Below are 16413 nucleotides of genomic sequence, written 5' to 3' on the forward strand. Positions count from 1 at the left end.
TTTACCCTTTTTCAATATTACCCTGAATTTCTTTCGGAATCCGTATCATAATACGGGTTCCCTGCTCCTCTTTGCTTTCCACCAGCACCTGGAACTGCTCTCCATACCGGATGCGCAGCCGTTCCTTAATATAAAACAAACCAAAGCTTCTGTTTTTCCCGGCTTCTCCCGGCTCATTCAACAATCTGGACAGCTCCCAGACCTTTTCTTCTTCCATTCCCTTTCCGTCATCCCAGACCTCCAGGCTTATCCAGTCATCTTCCGCCCTTCCCGTGACCTTTAAATGCCCGTCCCCGCTCTTCATCTTTACTCCGTGGTAAATGGAATTTTCCACCAGTGGCTGAAGGATCATTTTAGGCAGAATCACCTTCTTGCACTCTTCCTCCACCTGAATTTCGTACTGCACTTTGGGGCCGTAACGGATTTTTTGTATGTACAGATAATTGGAAATGTAACAGATTTCCTCTTCAATGGTAATATAATCTTTTCCCTTGCTCAAACTGATGCGGAAAACATTGGTGAGGGCATCCACGATATGAACGATATCATAAGCAGAATGCTCTCTCGCCATCCAGCCGATGGTATCCAGGGTATTGTATAAGAAATGAGGTTTAAACTGCTCCTGAACTGCCTTAAGCTGCGCCTTCCGCTTGTTCTCCTGTTCTTTATACACCTCTTCCATCAGCTCCTGTATCCTCTCCAGCATCTGGTTGAACCGGCGGCCAAGCTCGCTGACCTCATCCAGATAATTTCCTTCAAACCGGACGGATAAGTCACCTTTTTCTGTCTCTTTCATCAGGTTTCGCAGTCTGACAATAGGCTTTGTCACTGTCTCCGAAATCTTTACCGCCACAATAAATACAGTGAGAATGGTCAAAACCAGAACCCAGCCAAACATGAAAAGCATGGTATTGATTCCGCCCATGATTTCTCTGTAAGATGAAACGCTGACAGTTTTCCAGCCCGTGTAGGCGGATTTCTGATAGCTGATCTGATACTTTTCACCATTGATCACTGCGGTTACAGGCTCTTCTTCATTCCAAAGCCATTCAGGCCGGATGCGGTAGACAATTTTATTGGTCGGCGCATAGACTAAGTGATTCTGTTCATCCAGAACAAATACGAAACCATTTTCACCGATATTGGCATCCTGGATGGCGGAAGAAATAATTTCATGCTTCACATCAAACAGCAGCACGCCGATTCTCTCTCCTGTATCCGGGTCAGCGACCGCTTTCATCACGGAAAATACATCGTCAATACTATAGGCGGCTTCCGTAACAATATTTCTTCCGGCAACATTGCTCATGATCTGCATTTCACCGGGAAATGCCGCCGCTTTTTCATACCAGATCTCTTTGACAAAGGGGTCCCTGGAGATTCTGGACATTCCGGTTCCCACATACATATCATGCTCCGTAGCAAAAAAAATGCCTGCAATTTCATCGTGGGTTTCGGCCACTGTCTCAAAGCTGTCTTTTAAAGCTGCTTCATATTCATTCCAGCGTATATCTTCCGCAGAAGGAATTCTTCCAAGGTGCATGGGCTCAATGATCTGGATGAGCATATTGGCAGTCTTTTCAATACTGCTTATATAAATATCCGTCGTATGCTGCACCTGTCCCACCAGCAGGGACGTATGCTGTGTCACATTCCGCTCCGCCTCCCTGGTTGAGCTGATAACCCCCAAAATTCCTACAAAGAAAAAAGGAATGAGCGCAATTAAAATATGAGAATTAATCATTTTATCACGAATTTTCATATTCATGAACCGTGTCTTCCAATATTTCATTGCTCTCACTCCTGTTTTCATATCATATATCCTGCCCATCCAGTATACCCAAGTTAATCACTTCCTGCAACCGCTTTATTGGCCGCTCTTCCCCTTTGATTTTTCCGCACGGATTGCGATGATTCTCTGAATGACAATAAAGAAACAGAGAAGGGCCGCAATGGTAACCTTGGTCCACCAGGTATTTAAATTCTGGTAAGTAACAATTGTCTGGATAATTCCTTCTATCATGACGCCTACAACCGTGCCTGCCACAGTGCCTACACCTCCCGTAAGCAGAGTTCCGCCGATAACCGCCGAAGAAAGTGCATCCAGCTCCAGGCCCATATTTTGAAGGCCGAAGCCTGCCAGAGTGTAAAAACTGAACACAATTCCTCCCAGAGCAGCGCAGAATCCGCTGATCCCATATGCCGCAATTTTCGTTTTGGCAACATTCAATCCCATAAGACTTGCAGACGTCTCACCGCCTCCCAGGGCATACAAACACCTTCCAAACTTGGTATATCTCAGCGTATAAACTGCAACTGCAAAAACAATTACAAGGATAAATACGTAATAATAAATTTTCCCATTCAATGCTTTTGCTTCTCCCAGGCGAACCGCCACCTTTCCAAGAGCCATGGTCTTAAAAAACGGGTCACTGATGGGAATGGAACGTTCACTGATTACAACGCAGAGCCCCCGCATCAAAAACTGGCCTGCCAAAGTCACGATAAAGGGCTGAAGCTTAAAATAATGAATCAAGGCCCCCTGGGTACAACCTACGATTATTCCCACAGCAAGCATCAGAACAATGACCAGAACTGCCGGAACACCCCGTTCCAGCAGGAAAGCGGTGCTGACACCGGTAAAGGCGATGGTAGATGCGATGGAAATATCAATCCCTCCGCTTATGAGCACAAAGGTGGCTCCAATTGCTGCGATCATTAAGTATGCGTTGTCATTAAAGAGGTTTAAAAAGGTTGATAGAGATAAAAAGTTTTTGTACTTTACAGAACCAAACATAAACATCAGGACAAACAGCACAACCGTGATAACCAGTGAAATATTATTAATTTGAAATCTTTTTCCCGTCTGCTTCATCAGTTATCAACCACCTTTCTGTTTACCATTCTGCGTTTAATGATCAGGTCCTTAAACTGCTTTGACTGGGACAGGCAGATAATGATGATCAGCAGCGCCTTTAACACACGGATATAGGCCGCCGGAACGCCCAGGGCCAATACGGTTGTGGTAATGCTCTGCACAATCAGCGCCCCAATAACACTGGCCGGAATGGAAAAACGCCCGCCCATTAAGTTGGTTCCGCCGATTGCTACGGCAAGAATGGCATCCATTTCAATTCCAAGTCCTGCATTGTTGCAGTCTGCTCCTTTGATTCCTGCACTTTCAATCAAACCTGCTACAGCAGCAAAGGCTCCGGAAAGAGTATAGATTGCCAAAAGCATCCGGTCCACCTTAATGCCAACATACTTAGAGGCAGTGGGATTGCAGCCTACGGATTCCAAAAACAGGCCAAAGGCCGTTCCTCCTGTAAATAATACTAAAAGTCCCACCAGAGTGATCACCAGAAACAGGGGGAAGGGCAATCCCAACACATAACCGCCATTGATAAAATAATAAGCCTCCGAGGTAATTGTAACGATCTTCCCCTTGGTGATCAACTGGGCAATACCCCTTCCCGCCACCATTAAAATCATGGTAGCCACAATGGGCTGAATCTTAACCTTTGCAACTAAAAGTCCATTCCAGATACCGCTGATAACACCTGCGAGAATGGCGATCATAATTGCTGCCCCAACATTTCCGTTTAATGATGGGAAAATATTCCCATTTACGATACTGCAGGCAATGGCTCCGCTGATGGCCATAACAGAGCCAACGGAAATATCGGTTCCGCCTGTTGCCAGTATCATGGTCATGCCTCCAGCCAGTATCATGAGCTTGCTTCCATTTCTTATAATATCAATAATACGTCCGTATAAATGCCCATCCACAATGGAAAGGGCGAAAAAATCCCCCTTGCTGACAATGCCGTTAAAAAGCAGGATCATGATAAAAATGACCAGGGGGCGGAAATACTGTTTTCCTGATAAACGGTTCCAGTTTTCTCTCATGATGCTTCACCTCCCGCCATAATCCGCATAATTGCTTCTTCCGAAATTTCTTTCCCGTTTAACTCTCCCACCTGCTTCATATCCCGGAGCACAATCATCCTGGTACAGCAGCGGAGCATTTCGTCAATTTCTGAGGAAATAAAGAGCACTGCCATCCCTCTTCCCGCAAGCTCCATGACAATTTTCTGAATCTCTGCCTTGGTTCCGATATCAATTCCCCTGGTGGGTTCGTCAAGCATCAAAAACTCCGGCTCCGTAGCAAGCCACCTGGCGAGAATTACCTTCTGCTGGTTTCCGCCGCTTAAATTCTTAATTAACTGCTCTGTTCCCGGGGTTTTGATCTGAAGCTTTTCAATATATTCCTCTGCCAGCTCCTCCGCCTCTTTCCTGGAAATCTTATGGAACACTCCCTTTTTCACCTGAAGGGCAAGTATGATATTCTCCCAGATGGAAAGCTCGCCGATAATGCCCTCTGTCTTCCGGTTCTCCGGGCAGAAAGCGATACCGCTTCGGATTGCATCCAAAGGAGAATGGAGGTGAGCCGCCTCACTTTTTACCTTTACTTCCCCTTCACTGATGGGATCTATTCCAAATAAAACCTTGGCCGTCTCTGACCGCCCGGAACCTAAAAGCCCGGAAAGGCCCAGAACTTCGCCCTTTTTCACTTTAAGCCCGAATCCTTTAACCGTACCGGGACTGCTGACATTGACCAGTTCAATAAAAGCTTCCTGCTCCTGTTCCTCTTCTTCCCCGTTCTGCTTTATGCCCATGGTTTCCTTAAGCCCGGCGTAATCCTTGCCGATCATTTTTCCCACCAGCTCCACTCTGGGCAGCTCTTTTGTCAGATAGGTTCCCACATATTTTCCGTTCCGGAGTACGGTGATCCGGTCGGTGACCTCATAAACCTGATCCAGAAAATGTGTAACAAAAATAATCCCCATGCCTTCCTCACGAAGCTTTCTCATGATCTGGAACAGCTTTTCAACCTCGGCGGCAGAAAGACTGCTGGTGGGTTCATCCAAGATCAGAACCTTTGCATCAATATCACTGGCTCTTGCAATCGCTACCATCTGCTGGATTGCCACAGAATAATGATCCAGATTTTTTGTAACGTTTATATGTAAATCAAATTTTTCCAGCAGTTCACTGGCATCGGCATTGATTTTTTTCCAATTAATAGTTCCAAACCGGTTTCTCGGTTCCCGTCCAATATAAATATTTTCCGCCACGGAAAGGTTGGGACAGAGATTCACCTCCTGATATACTGTTGAAATTCCTTGATTCTGCGCTTCCTGTGTGGATCTGGGATTGATCTGTTTTCCCTCCAGCTCAATGACTCCCTGATCCTTGGCTTCGACTCCTGTCAGCACCTTAATGAGAGTTGACTTTCCTGCACCATTTTCCCCTAACAGGGCATGGATTTCTCCCCGGTTCAAATCAAACTGCACGTCAGATAAAGCAATCACCGCTTTTCCAAAGGACTTGGATATATTTCTAGCAGTTAGCAACTGGTTCCCAGCACTCATGATGTTTCCTCCTCGCTTTCAAATTAAGAGGGCATATCCTCTGATAGAAAAAGGCTGCTGCAAAAATAATGATATACTTTTGCAGCAGCCCCGCGGTTTAATATTTACGGTTTGGAAGCGCTTCAGCTGCCATATCAGCAGTAAATACGCCATCTACCGATTTTACCCATTTCTCAACAGACTCGCCTGCTTTCAGCTTTGCTGCCGTTTCAAATAAAAGCGGTCCAAGCAGAGGATTGCACTCTACGGTACAGTTAGCCTCTCCGGCTGCCATTGCTTCAAAGATTGCGCGTACACCGTCGATGGAAACGATCTTAATGTCTTCACCTGGCTTTAATCCAGCTTCTTTGATTGCTTCGATTGCTCCAAGAGCCATGTCGTCGTTATGTGCATAAACACCCTTGATATCCTTATTGGACTTTAAGAAGGACTCCATAACCTCTTTTCCCAAAGCTCTGGTGAAATCACCGGTCTGGGAAGCTACGATTTCAATCTTAGGATAGCTCGCTTTGATTTCATCATCAAATCCGGTCTTACGGTCAGTTGCTGCAGAAGCACCTACAGTTCCTTCCAGTTCAACGATCTTGCCTTCTTCTCCGATCAGTTTTGCCATTTCCTGAGCTGCCATCTTTCCTTCTTCAATGAAGTCGGAACCGATGAAGGTTGCGTATAAGTCTTCGCTTACATCTGCACGGCGATCCAGAAGAATGATTGGAATTCCAGCTTCCTGAGCCTCTGCAAATACCTGATCCCATCCGGTTTCTACAACCGGTGCAAGACCGATTACATCCACGCCCTGCTCAATGAAGTTCTTGATTGCCTTGATCTGGTTTTCCTGCTTCTGCTGTGCATCGGCAAAAAGAAGCTCTACCTTATCTGCATTTTCAGATGCATAGGTCTGAATAGAAAGGGTTTCCGCATCACGCCATCCGGATTCCTGACCGATCTGGGCAAAGCCCACTACCAGTTTTTCCCCTGCTTTGTCTTCAGCTTTGGCAGTGGTTTCCTCTGCCTTTGCTGTGGTTTCGCTCTGGGCCGCCGTAGTCTGGGGAGCTGCTGTGGTCGCTGATGTGCTGGCTCCGCCGCAGGCTGCTAAGGAAACCGCTGCCATGGAAGCGCAAAGCAATACGCTTAAAAATCTTTTTTTCATTTACATGATCCTCCTTTTTTTCTTTCAACTCTGCATTTATTATGCAGGAAGGAGGAGTAAAAGTCTTTGCAATAATTTGAGTAAAAGGTATAAAATCATTGCATGGGGGTTGGCTGGCTGTCATTTTTTATAAATCTGCGGTATTCCGCAGGGCTTACCCCTAAGTTCTTTTTAAACACGTTGCTGAAATAATGCTGGTTTGCATACCCGGTCAGCTCCGCAATTTCGTAAATCTTCAATTCGTTGTTGTGCAAAAGCTCAATGGCTTTGCGGATTCTGACGCTGGTCAGATAATCAATGAAGGTGACTCCCATCTCTTTGCGGAACATCCGGCTTAAATGGGGAACAGACAGATTCACATGGCCTGCCGCATCCTGGAAGGAAAAGTCCTCCCGGGAATAGTTGTCCTCAATATAGAGCTTTACATCTTTAATTACAGAAGAACCGGTCTCCAGCTCCTTTAAACGGCTGACAGCTGTTTCATAGGTCTCAGCCATAGTTCCATAATCATCTCCGTTTACCTGCATGACAAGGCTGCGCACCGGCAAATGAGACTCCAGCATATTACAATAGGTCCCTACCTGCTCTTCTGCAGTTTCTAAAGCCGCAGTTTTCGAGATAACCACCAGATTTCCATGCCTGTCCTGACAACTGCAGGGGTTTTCAAGGCCGAGGAACATTTCATTTGCAATATTCTCAGCAACAAAAAAGAGCAAATCTTCATTCCAGGTGCTTTTTACGTCTTCCGTTTTCAAATATTCCAGAGAAACAACTGTGATTGTAAAAGGTTCCGGAAGCATTAAGTTTAAGTACTGGGAACGCTCCCTGATCTCTTCCCTGGTATAGTGCCCTTCCAAAGCCTTCTGCAAAAAGTTGGAGGCAAGATAGGTGCGGTTCTGCGCCAGCATGCTTCTCGCCCAATCCAGATACTTGTCGTCGCTTTCCTCCTTCTGCAGCCTTTCCCTGACCCGTTTCATCATCTCATCAAAGGGACCTTCCATCAATGGCTTGAGAAGATACTCAAAAACCCCCAGCTTCAGAGCTTCTCTGGCATAGTCAAACCTGTCATATCCGGTGATGATGATCACCACTGCCCTGGGATTGGTTTCCTTTAATTTCTTTATAAATTGCAGACCATTTAAAAACGGCATGTTGATATCAACAAAGTAAACATCCGGAGAAATGCTCTTTGCCAGCTCAAGGGCCATTTCCCCATCCTCAGCCTCTGCCGCCAGCTCAAAATCCCCGTATTGTTTTAAAAAACTGATAATCCCCCGGCGGATGATATACTCATCGTCCGCTACCAGTACTTTATATCCCATAGGTACCCCCTCTTGAAATTTTGTTTGATTCCTGTATTTTATTATAAAAATAAAAAAGGCCGATTTCAGCAATCGGCCTCTTTCTATAAAAATAATAATGCGGGAGATGGGACTTGAACCCACACGATCATACAACCACAAGATCCTTAGTCTTGCCTGTCTGCCAATTCCAGCACTCCCGCATGTCATTTAAATGTCAAACCAAACAGCCATGACTTTCTGTAAGGTTTCATGCAGAAGAAGGGAGTCGAACCCTCAAGGTATTGCTACCACACGGACCTGAACCGTGCGCGTCTGCCAATTCCGCCACTTCTGCATTTTGTTACCGCTTCCGCAGCAACAATAGTTATTATATTATACAGGCCCCCATATGTCAACAACATTTTTCCATATTTTCGAAATTATTTTTTTGTATATATTTTTCAAAAAATATTGACAATTTCTTTCGGGAGTGGTAAAATTACTATCGTTGTGCGGGAGTGCTGGAATTGGCAGACAGGCAAGACTAAGGATCTTGTGTCTGTATAGACGTGTGGGTTCAAGTCCCATCTCCCGCACTTTTTTTATTTCCCTATTTTTCCTATTGACAGATTCTTTTTTCTGAGTATAATATATCATGTATTCCTCGATAGCTCAGTCGGTAGAGCAAACGGCTGTTAACCGTTGGGTCGTAGGTTCAAGTCCTACTCGGGGAGTTTTTCCACTTAAAAAGTGCAGATAAACATCTGCACTTTTTTTATTTCAGTATTAATGATCAGCGGCAATTGTCATCTTCGTTAAGCCAACGGCAGCAGTTATTTTTACATCCATCTTTATAACCGGCCCAGTAAGCTCTGTTCCTTGCTTCTTCCCACTCTTTTTCTTTATCTCTACAACTGTTATTACAGCTATTGTTACAGCTATTATTGCAATTGTTATTGCCACAGCAGTTATTTCTGCCTCCCCAACAACTCATATACTCAGCACCTTTCTTCTATGGATTATATTATATGATATGGGACGCATAGACGAGGTGTGAATATCAAAAAAACTTCGTGCCCTCACATCCATGCACTAACCCCCTAATACAAATGCCACGAATCAGGGCTTGTGTCAAAAAGAATTATATCGAATATTATTATATTACATATAAATATTTAAGGGGCGCAATATTGCTATGAAAATACAGGGAAAAGCATTAGAAGACTTAAAAGACGAACTATTAAGATCTATAGAAGGAAGAACGGATGACGAAAAAATAGAAATACTGAGAAGAAGATATAAAATTGATTGGGATATTCCTAGATATGGTGACAGTTATACAAGACCTTGTAAATTTTTGTATGCTCAAGTCTTCACTTATTGCAGCTCAGCCGAATTAGAGCTGGAATTAAATTTTTTCTTGTTTTTAGTCAATTTTTTTGGACAACTTTTCGGCTTTTGTTTCAACGAAGAGAATACAGTCTTTTTAGGCTGTACATGCCCTTGTGGTAATAAACAGATAATCCTTTATTATTCAATAGCATTTAGAGATTAATAAACTTACTGCCTTTTATGATATTTGAGGTTTCTAGGCTGATTTACTGTCAGAGGGGAACCTCTTTTATTTTAGAATATAAAAGTGCATCAAAAAACCCCGCAAACACGAAGTTTCCGGGGTTCATATATTCTCTTAAGCTACTTTGCTCTTAGCTACTTCTGCCAACTTAGCAAAGCCTGCTGCATCATTAACTGCCATGTCAGCCAGGACTTTTCTGTTTAAGTCAACGCCTGCCAGCTTTAAGCCGTGCATAAATACGCTGTAAGATAATCCATTGATACGGGCTGCTGCGTTGATACGGGCAATCCATAACTGTCTGAACTGTCTCTTTCTTTCTTTTCTGCCTGCATAGGAGCTTGTTAATGCTCTCATTACGGACTGCTTTGCAATTCTATACTGTTTAGAACGAGCGCCTCTGTAGCCTTTAGCCATCTTTAACACTCTGTTATGTTTTTTTCTAGCGTTCATACCGCCTTTAATTCTTGCCATCGGTTTTTCCTCCTTCTTAATCTAAGAAATTATAAATATGGTAAAATCTTCTTCATTACTTTTGCGTTGGTTGCATCAGTAACAATATCTTTTCTAAGGTTTCTTTTTCTCTTAGCGGATTTCTTAGTTAAGATGTGAGATTTGTAAGCTTTATTTCTTACAAGCTTTCCTGTTCCTGTAACTTTGAAGCGTTTTGCAGCTGCTTTGCTTGTTTTTAATTTAGGCATTGTATTTTCCTCCTTGATAATGTTCGTCAGCGTTTTGCATTTAAAAACATAACCATGCTTCTTCCTTCTACCTTGGATGGCTTGTCAATGGTTGCAATATCTGATAATTTCTCAGCAAAATCATCCAGAATATATCTTGACTTTGACATATGCGCCATCTCACGACCTCTGAAACGTAAGGTTACCTTTACTTTATCTCCCTTTTCGAGGAACTTCCTTGCGGCGCTCATCTTTGTGTTTAAATCGTTGCTATCAATGTTCGGAGATAAGCGAACTTCTTTTATTTCGATTACCTTCTGTTTCTTTTTAGCTTCTTTTTCTTTTCTTGCCAATTCATAGCGGTATTTACCGTAATCGATAATCTTACAAACCGGCGGCTTTGCGGTAGGGGCAATCTTTACCAGGTCCAATTCTGCTTCCTTTGCCATCTGCAAAGCATCCTTAGTAGCCATAATCCCTAATTTTTCACCGTTTTCACCAATCAACAGAATTTCCTTGTCTCTGATCTGTTCATTAATCATTAAATCGCTAATTGTCGTGCACCTCCATCATATAGTGTGTGTTGGCTGGAATCCACATGTTGCCCGAAGGCATAAAAAAAGTAGATAGACAAACGCTATCCACCACCAAAGTCTCTACACAGTACACCTATGTACCAAAGGCTATGAACCAGGGTCACTTACTCGTGCCGTGGTGAGGCGGATACCTACTTTCCTGTCTGTTGTTCTCACAACTCTAATTATGATACTACATATCTTTTCATCTGTCAACCAATTTTCTTTAAAAATTATATTGCAGCTTTCCCAAAACAAAGCTACAATAAAACCATGCAGTCAAATACATTTTTCAGGAGGCATGCTTATGTGGTTCTTTTTCGCTCTTCTTTCCTCCATTTTTGCCGCATTCACTTCTATTTTGGCTAAAATGGGTATCGAAGGAGTTAATTCCAATCTGGCTACGGCAATCCGGACAATTGTTGTGGTGCTGATGGCCTGGCTGATCGTCTTTCTCACAGGAGCCCAAAGCGGAATTTCTGAAATTAGCAAAAAAAGCTGGATGTTTCTCATTCTGTCCGGCATTGCCACCGGAGCATCCTGGATCTGTTATTACAAAGCACTCCAGATGGGAGAAGCTTCAAAGGTAGCCCCTGTGGATAAGCTGAGCATTGTCCTGACGGTTCTTCTGGCCTTTTTGATTCTCCATGAGCAGATCACCATAAAAAAGCTCATTGGGATTCTTCTGATTACAGCAGGAACCTTCGTCATGATCTTATAAGCGGGGCAAAAAGCAAAATGCGTCAGGAACAGTCCCTGGCGCATTTTGCTTTTTCTTATCTTTATCCGGTTCTACTTCTCCTTTGCTTTTGCAAACAAACTTTGCAAAATAATAAAGAAAGCCAGCAGTGCCGCAATGGTAATCTTAGTCCACCAGGAGGATAGCGTTCCCTGAAAAGTGATAAAGGTTTCAATCGTCCCCTTTATCAAAACCCCAAACAGGCTTCCAAACACATTTCCCACACCGCCGGTCAAAAGAGTTCCGCCAATGACCGCAGAGGCAATGGCCTCCATTTCAAATCCTTTGGCCTGCTCTACAAACCCGGCACAGGTATTTAAGGCAAACAGAAAACCGCCCAGGGCACATAAAAAACCGTTCATAACATACACCAGAAGCTTTGTTTTCCTCACGTTAAGTCCCATCATCAGAGCTGACTGTTCATTTCCGCCTACTGCATAAACGGCCCGCCCGAATTTTGTATATTTTAACAGCACAAACACCAGTACCAGCACTGCCAGGGCGATTATTACGCTGGGATAAATAAAGGGATAGTTAACCACACCCTTTTTATTGACAGTGCCCCCCAGAAAGGTTAAATTGATCTTGCTTTTTGCCCACTTCAAAAACAGCTCATTTTTCACACTTATCATTTCCTGGCTGATGATGGCCGTCATGCCTCTTGCAAAAAACATCCCCGCCAGGGTCACGATAAAGGGCTGTATCTTTAAATATGCGATGAAAAACCCTTGTGCCAGACCAAAAACAAGGCCCATGACCAGAACTGCCAGAAGGGCTGGAACAGCTCCTATTCCCTTTATTTCCATCATCCAGGCCATCATCATACAGGTCAGTGCTACCACCGAACCGACGGAAATATCAATTCCCCCGGTGATCATAACCATGGTCATGCCTGCCGCAATGACGATCAGGCCCGCATTGGAGATAAAAAGGTTTAAAAATACCTGGGGCTTTGCAAACCCCTTCCCGCTGAAAATAACCATTCCGGCTATGTACATCACTGCAAACAGGGCAATGGTAATCATGAGCAGAAATACTTTTCCGTCGATTTTTCCCTTGTTCTTCATCTAAGCCACCTTCCTTCCGGCTTCACGGCCTGCCTGAAGCTTTTTTACCAGCCTCTTAAGCTCTGCCGACTGGAGAGCCACAATAATGACCACCACCGCAGCCTTGTAAACAGGAATCTGGTCCGGAGAAACTCCCATAGCGTATAAGGTGGTGCTTAAGGCCTGAATGGTATAAGCGCCGATAACGCTTCCCAGCAGGGAAAATTTACCGCCTCCCAGGCTGTTTCCTCCCAGAGCTACCGCAAGGATGGCATCCAGTTCCAGGTTCAGACCGATGTTGTTGGCATCCGCCGAATAAATCCTGGAAGAGGCCACCAGTCCTGATATGCCGGCACATAAGCCACAGAATGCATAAGAAAGGAATATAATCCTGGCAGACTTAATTCCCATAAGCCTGGAGGCCCTGGAATTAATGCCCACCGTCTGGATATAAAGCCCCAGAGTGGTCTTTTTTAACAGGACATAAGTCAGCACCACCACGATCAGTGCCACAAAAACCGGAGTAGGGATTGGAATTCCCGGAATGCTGGCTCCCAGCATCTTATAGGACTCCACACGGATATAGGTAATCTGTCCCTTTGTGATGAGCTGGGCAATCCCCCTGCCTGCCGTAAATAATATGAGAGTGGCCACCATAGGCTGAATCCTCAGCCTTGCCACCAGAAATCCGTTAAAACAGCCGCATAAAATTCCGGCCCCTGCCGCTGCCAGGACTCCCAGCAGGTAAGGATTCTGAAACTCATTGACTGTCTGCTGGCCCCCTGCCAGAATAAAGCAGCACACCGCTCCTGCCACGGACATGACCGCTCCCACGGAAATATCCGTACCTCCTGACGCAGCCACCACCAGGGTCATCCCCACAGCCAGAATTACCAGATCGCTGGCCCGGTTGATTACATCAATGATGTAGCCATACAAAACACCATTTTTTATGGTCACATCAAAAAAAGTGGGAGTCTTTATAAGGTTTGAAAGCAGCACAAGAACGAGGCAGAACAGAGGCAGAAACAGGCGGTATCCTGTTAATCTCTTCATAATTACCGGTATCTTATTCATCTCTCTCACCTCCTGCAATGGCTTTCATAATGCTGTTCTGGCCCAGTTCTTCCTCTCCCAGCTCTCCTACTTTCTGCCCATCCCGGAGCACTGCCATACGGCTGCAGGTGCGGAGCATCTCCTCTATTTCAGAAGAAATGAACATCACTGACTTCCCCTCCTGGGCCAGTTTTACCACCAGCTTTTGGATCTCTGTCTTGGTTCCCACATCAATTCCCCGGGTGGGTTCATCCAGGATGAGAAAATCCGGGTCTGTGAGAAGCCACCTGCCTAAGATAACCTTTTGCTGGTTTCCTCCGCTTAAGCTCTTGATGGGAGTTTCCATGGTGGCTGTTTTGATCTGTAAAAGCTTTATATATTTATCCGCAAGCTCTTCCTGCTCTTTTCTTCCAATTAAACGAAACATTCCCCTTTTTGCCTGAAGGGCCAGGATGATATTGTCCCTGACAGACAAATCCGCCACAATCCCCTCCTCCTTCCGGTTCTCGGGAAGATAAGCCATTCCGGCCATCATGGCATCGAGGGGAGTATTGACCGAAACCGCCTTTCCATTTACTTTCAGCTCCCCGCTGTCCGGCTTATCCGCACCGTATAAGCTTCTGGCAAGCTCCGAGCGGCCGGAGCCCAAGAGGCCCGTAAGGCCGATTACTTCTCCCTTATGCACCTGTAAGTCATAAGGCTTTATAGTACCCTGTCTTCCGACACCCTTTGCGTCAATAACCACATCCCGGGATTTCGCTTTTGCCTCCCCGCCCTTCTTTATGGCAGACAGATCGTCGAAATCCTTTCCCATCATTTTTGCCACCAGTTGTACCCTTGGAAGCTTTTCTGTTTCATATTCCCCTACCAGACCTCCGTTTCTTAAGACGGTGATCCTGTCGCAGACCGCATAGACCTGTTCCAGAAAATGAGTGACAAATATAATGCCCACTCCTTCCCCTTTTAATCGGTTCATCAGCTTAAACAGCTTCTCCACCTCATTATCGTCAAGAGAGGAGGTGGGTTCATCTAAAATCAGAACCTTTGCCGACATATCCACTGCCCTTGCAATGGCAAACATCTGCTGTAAGGCAATGGAGTAATTTTCCAGGGCTCTGGTAACGTCGATGTGGATATCCAGGCTTTCCAAAAGCTCCTTTGCCTTTTTATTCATGGTCTTCCAGTCGATCAGCCCCCCATGTCTGGGCTCCCTCCCGATAAATAAGTTCTCGGCCACAGATAAATTGGGACAGAGGTTTACCTCCTGGTACACAGTACTGATCCCATGTGCCTGGGCCTCCTGAGGCGAGTGGTTTATAATGCTGCCCTCGATTCCGGCAATTGTTATTTCTCCTGTTTCAAACTCTTCCACCCCTGTAAGAACCTTGATGAGGGTAGACTTTCCCGCTCCGTTTTCCCCCATGAGAGCATGGATTTCCCCGGCTCTCAAGGTAAAATCCACATGATCCAGGGCCTGGACGCCTGGAAATGTTTTCGATATATTGCGCATGGTTAATACAATTTCCTTCGCCATTGAAACCTCTTCCTTTCCTCCCGCTCTCTGCCTTGCGGACAGCCTTTGGGATTAAAAAAGGTGCGGGGAGGAGAACTAAAACCTCCCTGCCCCTGCACCTGTTTATTCTGCTTTCATCCTCTTTCTGCCGCAGACGGCCGGGGGATTAATATGCGCGCTTTGGTTTCTCTGCTGCTGCAGTATCTGCCGGATATACGCCTTCCTGTACGTATGCAATCTTGTCAACGCTTTCGCCCTTTTCCAGCTTCTGAATGATTTCAGATACCCGGGGACCGTGAAGCGGGTTGCATTCTACGGATACGTTCATGTCTCCGGCGATCATGGCGTCAAACGCTGCCGCAACCGCATCAAAGGAAATGATGATAATGTCTCCATCAGGTCCGCAGGTCTTTCCAGCCGCCTTGATGGCATCAATGGCTCCGAAAGCCATATTGTCATTCTCTGCAATTACAACATCGATGTCATCATAAGTCTTTAAGAAGGATTCCATAACCTCCTGGCCCTTTGCCTGGGTGAATTCACCGGTCTGGCGCTCTAACATCTTCCAGCTGGGGTGATCCTTCATCTTTTCTTCCACGCCGTCAGTACGTCCGATCTGTGCGGAGGAGCCGATGGTTCCCTGAAGAGTTACAATATTGATGTCCTCGTCTGAACGGTTATTTTTCTTTAAGTAATCATCAAGCCATGCAACCGCATCATAGCCTTCCTGAAGGAAGTTGGAGCCAACCCATGCGGTATATAAAGAATCGTCGGATACGTCGATCATACGGTCAACGATAATGACCGGTATCCCGGCATCCTTTGCTTCCTGTAACACAGTATCCCATCCGGTTTCCGTAACCGGAGCGATTACGATATAATCCACATCCTGCTGAATAAAGTTGCGGACTGCCTTTAACTGGTTTTCCTGTTTCTGCTGGGCATCGTCAAAAATCAGCTTATAGCCGTTGGCTTCCGTAAAAGTGGATTTCATGGATTCGGTATTTGCCGTTCTCCAGTCAGACTCCGCACCTACCTGTGAAAAGCCTACCGCGATCTGTTCCCCTGCGGTTCCCCCTGCTTCTGCCTTTGTAGTTTCCGCTGCCTTGGTTTCCCCGGGAGCCTCTGTCTTGGTTTCCGCGGAAGCCGCCGCTGTGGTGGCTGCTGTCTGGGAGCCGCTGCATCCGGATAAAACCACGGCTGCGGTCATGGTTGCAGCCGTCATAATGCTGAGTAATCTTTTCTTCATATCTTTCCCTCCGTTTGATATAGTGTCTGCTGTTTTTGTATCTGCCTGTATCATAGCTTTTTGCCCCATATTTCTCAATGGAAAATCTTTTGCAAACAGTTGAGTTTCTTACGC

16 protein-coding genes and 4 tRNA genes are annotated in these 16413 nt (G+C 45.3%); 4 read left to right on the top strand and 16 right to left on the bottom strand.

Annotated features, from left to right (window positions below):
• Window position 1 precedes the first annotated feature (1 nt).
• The 8 genes from V7M78_RS11900 to V7M78_RS11935 all read right to left on the bottom strand — a co-directional run bounded on the left by V7M78_RS11900 (window position 2) and on the right by V7M78_RS11935 (window position 8223).
• Window positions 2-1792, bottom strand: coding sequence for a cache domain-containing sensor histidine kinase (locus V7M78_RS11900; RefSeq protein WP_333649750.1), 1791 nt, complete (start codon window positions 1790-1792; stop codon window positions 2-4).
• 75 nt (window positions 1793-1867) lie between these two features.
• Entirely contained in the window at window positions 1868-2875 is a 1008-nt protein-coding gene (yjfF, locus tag V7M78_RS11905; protein ID WP_333649752.1) for a galactofuranose ABC transporter, permease protein YjfF, read from the bottom strand.
• Window positions 2875-3909 carry an ABC transporter permease gene (locus tag V7M78_RS11910; protein ID WP_333649754.1) on the bottom strand — a complete coding sequence of 345 codons (1035 nt, stop codon included), beginning with the start codon at window positions 3907-3909 and terminating at the stop codon, window positions 2875-2877. Before V7M78_RS11910 ends, yjfF begins: the two co-directional genes overlap by 1 nt.
• On the bottom strand, window positions 3906-5435 hold the full coding sequence (locus tag V7M78_RS11915) for a sugar ABC transporter ATP-binding protein (protein ID WP_333649756.1): 1530 nt from the start codon (window positions 5433-5435) through the stop codon (window positions 3906-3908). Before V7M78_RS11915 ends, V7M78_RS11910 begins: the two co-directional genes overlap by 4 nt.
• Window positions 5436-5532: 97 nt before the next feature.
• Window positions 5533-6585 (bottom strand): ABC transporter substrate-binding protein, encoded by a 1053-nt coding sequence (locus tag V7M78_RS11920; protein WP_333649758.1) that lies wholly within the window; start codon window positions 6583-6585, stop codon window positions 5533-5535.
• Between the two features lie 95 nt (window positions 6586-6680).
• On the bottom strand, window positions 6681-7907 hold the full coding sequence (locus tag V7M78_RS11925) for a response regulator transcription factor (RefSeq protein ID WP_333649760.1): 1227 nt from the start codon (window positions 7905-7907) through the stop codon (window positions 6681-6683).
• A gap of 98 nt (window positions 7908-8005) precedes the next feature.
• Window positions 8006-8089: transfer RNA gene (locus tag V7M78_RS11930), tRNA-Leu, on the bottom strand.
• 50 nt (window positions 8090-8139) lie between these two features.
• Window positions 8140-8223, bottom strand: a tRNA-Leu gene (locus tag V7M78_RS11935).
• Between the two features lie 157 nt (window positions 8224-8380).
• Between V7M78_RS11935 and V7M78_RS11940 the strand changes: the two genes are divergently transcribed.
• Window positions 8381-8464, top strand: a tRNA-Leu gene (locus tag V7M78_RS11940).
• Window positions 8465-8529: 65 nt separating this feature from the next.
• Window positions 8530-8602 (top strand) — tRNA-Asn (locus V7M78_RS11945).
• A gap of 52 nt (window positions 8603-8654) precedes the next feature.
• On the opposite strand, the gene V7M78_RS11950 is transcribed toward V7M78_RS11945, so the two are convergent.
• On the bottom strand, window positions 8655-8831 hold the full coding sequence (locus V7M78_RS11950; RefSeq protein ID WP_333649762.1) for a hypothetical protein: 177 nt from the start codon (window positions 8829-8831) through the stop codon (window positions 8655-8657).
• Window positions 8832-9063: 232 nt separating this feature from the next.
• Here V7M78_RS11950 and V7M78_RS11955 point away from each other — a divergent pair, with 232 nt between their 5' ends.
• A complete protein-coding gene (locus V7M78_RS11955) occupies window positions 9064-9423 on the top strand; it encodes a hypothetical protein (protein ID WP_333649764.1) in 360 nt (119 codons plus the stop codon).
• Between the two features lie 135 nt (window positions 9424-9558).
• On the opposite strand, the gene rplT is transcribed toward V7M78_RS11955, so the two are convergent.
• Genes rplT through infC form a run of 3 tightly spaced genes read right to left on the bottom strand, consistent with a single transcriptional unit; the run spans window position 9559 to window position 10663 of the window.
• Window positions 9559-9915, bottom strand: a complete 357-nt coding sequence (rplT, locus tag V7M78_RS11960; RefSeq protein ID WP_333649766.1) for a 50S ribosomal protein L20 — start codon at window positions 9913-9915, stop codon at window positions 9559-9561.
• Between the two features lie 29 nt (window positions 9916-9944).
• On the bottom strand, window positions 9945-10142 hold the full coding sequence (gene rpmI / locus V7M78_RS11965) for a 50S ribosomal protein L35 (RefSeq protein WP_158373643.1): 198 nt from the start codon (window positions 10140-10142) through the stop codon (window positions 9945-9947).
• Window positions 10143-10168: 26 nt separating this feature from the next.
• Entirely contained in the window at window positions 10169-10663 is a 495-nt protein-coding gene (gene infC / locus V7M78_RS11970) for a translation initiation factor IF-3 (protein WP_333649771.1), read from the bottom strand.
• A gap of 340 nt (window positions 10664-11003) precedes the next feature.
• Here infC and V7M78_RS11975 point away from each other — a divergent pair, with 340 nt between their 5' ends.
• Entirely contained in the window at window positions 11004-11417 is a 414-nt protein-coding gene (locus V7M78_RS11975) for an EamA family transporter (protein WP_333649772.1), read from the top strand.
• Between the two features lie 71 nt (window positions 11418-11488).
• Here V7M78_RS11975 and V7M78_RS11980 read toward each other — a convergent pair whose 3' ends face one another.
• The 4 genes from V7M78_RS11980 to V7M78_RS11995 form a co-directional block, all read right to left on the bottom strand.
• Window positions 11489-12502 carry an ABC transporter permease subunit gene (locus tag V7M78_RS11980; protein ID WP_333649773.1) on the bottom strand — a complete coding sequence of 338 codons (1014 nt, stop codon included), beginning with the start codon at window positions 12500-12502 and terminating at the stop codon, window positions 11489-11491.
• Window positions 12503-13558, bottom strand: coding sequence for an ABC transporter permease (locus tag V7M78_RS11985; RefSeq protein ID WP_333649774.1), 1056 nt, complete (start codon window positions 13556-13558; stop codon window positions 12503-12505). It lies immediately after the preceding gene.
• Window positions 13551-15071 (bottom strand): sugar ABC transporter ATP-binding protein, encoded by a 1521-nt coding sequence (locus V7M78_RS11990; protein WP_333649776.1) that lies wholly within the window; start codon window positions 15069-15071, stop codon window positions 13551-13553. Before V7M78_RS11990 ends, V7M78_RS11985 begins: the two co-directional genes overlap by 8 nt.
• 145 nt (window positions 15072-15216) lie before the next feature.
• Entirely contained in the window at window positions 15217-16299 is a 1083-nt protein-coding gene (locus tag V7M78_RS11995; RefSeq protein WP_333649778.1) for an ABC transporter substrate-binding protein, read from the bottom strand.
• Window positions 16300-16413 lie beyond the last annotated feature (114 nt).

It is taken from the genome of Lacrimispora sp. (assembly GCF_036758025.1).
In the GTDB taxonomy this organism is placed as follows: Bacteria; Bacillota; Clostridia; order Lachnospirales; family Lachnospiraceae; genus Lacrimispora.

Excerpts from the sequence above, each read along its gene's own strand:
- V7M78_RS11915 (WP_333649756.1), bottom strand. The coding sequence starts at position 5,435 with ATGAGTGCTGGGAACCAGTTGCTAACTGCTAGAAATATATCCAAGTCC.
- V7M78_RS11985 (WP_333649774.1), bottom strand. The coding sequence starts at position 13,558 with ATGAATAAGATACCGGTAATTATGAAGAGATTAACAGGATACCGCCTG.
- V7M78_RS11925 (WP_333649760.1), bottom strand. The coding sequence starts at position 7,907 with ATGGGATATAAAGTACTGGTAGCGGACGATGAGTATATCATCCGCCGG.
- infC (WP_333649771.1), bottom strand. The coding sequence starts at position 10,663 with ATGATTAATGAACAGATCAGAGACAAGGAAATTCTGTTGATTGGTGAA.
- V7M78_RS11955 (WP_333649764.1), top strand. The coding sequence starts at position 9,064 with ATGAAAATACAGGGAAAAGCATTAGAAGACTTAAAAGACGAACTATTA.
- rplT (WP_333649766.1), bottom strand. The coding sequence starts at position 9,915 with ATGGCAAGAATTAAAGGCGGTATGAACGCTAGAAAAAAACATAACAGA.
- V7M78_RS11900 (WP_333649750.1), bottom strand. The coding sequence starts at position 1,792 with ATGAAATATTGGAAGACACGGTTCATGAATATGAAAATTCGTGATAAA.
- V7M78_RS11975 (WP_333649772.1), top strand. The coding sequence starts at position 11,004 with ATGTGGTTCTTTTTCGCTCTTCTTTCCTCCATTTTTGCCGCATTCACT.
- rpmI (WP_158373643.1), bottom strand. The coding sequence starts at position 10,142 with ATGCCTAAATTAAAAACAAGCAAAGCAGCTGCAAAACGCTTCAAAGTT.
- V7M78_RS11980 (WP_333649773.1), bottom strand. The coding sequence starts at position 12,502 with ATGAAGAACAAGGGAAAAATCGACGGAAAAGTATTTCTGCTCATGATT.
- yjfF (WP_333649752.1), bottom strand. The coding sequence starts at position 2,875 with ATGAAGCAGACGGGAAAAAGATTTCAAATTAATAATATTTCACTGGTT.
- V7M78_RS11910 (WP_333649754.1), bottom strand. The coding sequence starts at position 3,909 with ATGAGAGAAAACTGGAACCGTTTATCAGGAAAACAGTATTTCCGCCCC.
- V7M78_RS11920 (WP_333649758.1), bottom strand. The coding sequence starts at position 6,585 with ATGAAAAAAAGATTTTTAAGCGTATTGCTTTGCGCTTCCATGGCAGCG.
- V7M78_RS11990 (WP_333649776.1), bottom strand. The coding sequence starts at position 15,071 with ATGGCGAAGGAAATTGTATTAACCATGCGCAATATATCGAAAACATTT.
- V7M78_RS11995 (WP_333649778.1), bottom strand. The coding sequence starts at position 16,299 with ATGAAGAAAAGATTACTCAGCATTATGACGGCTGCAACCATGACCGCA.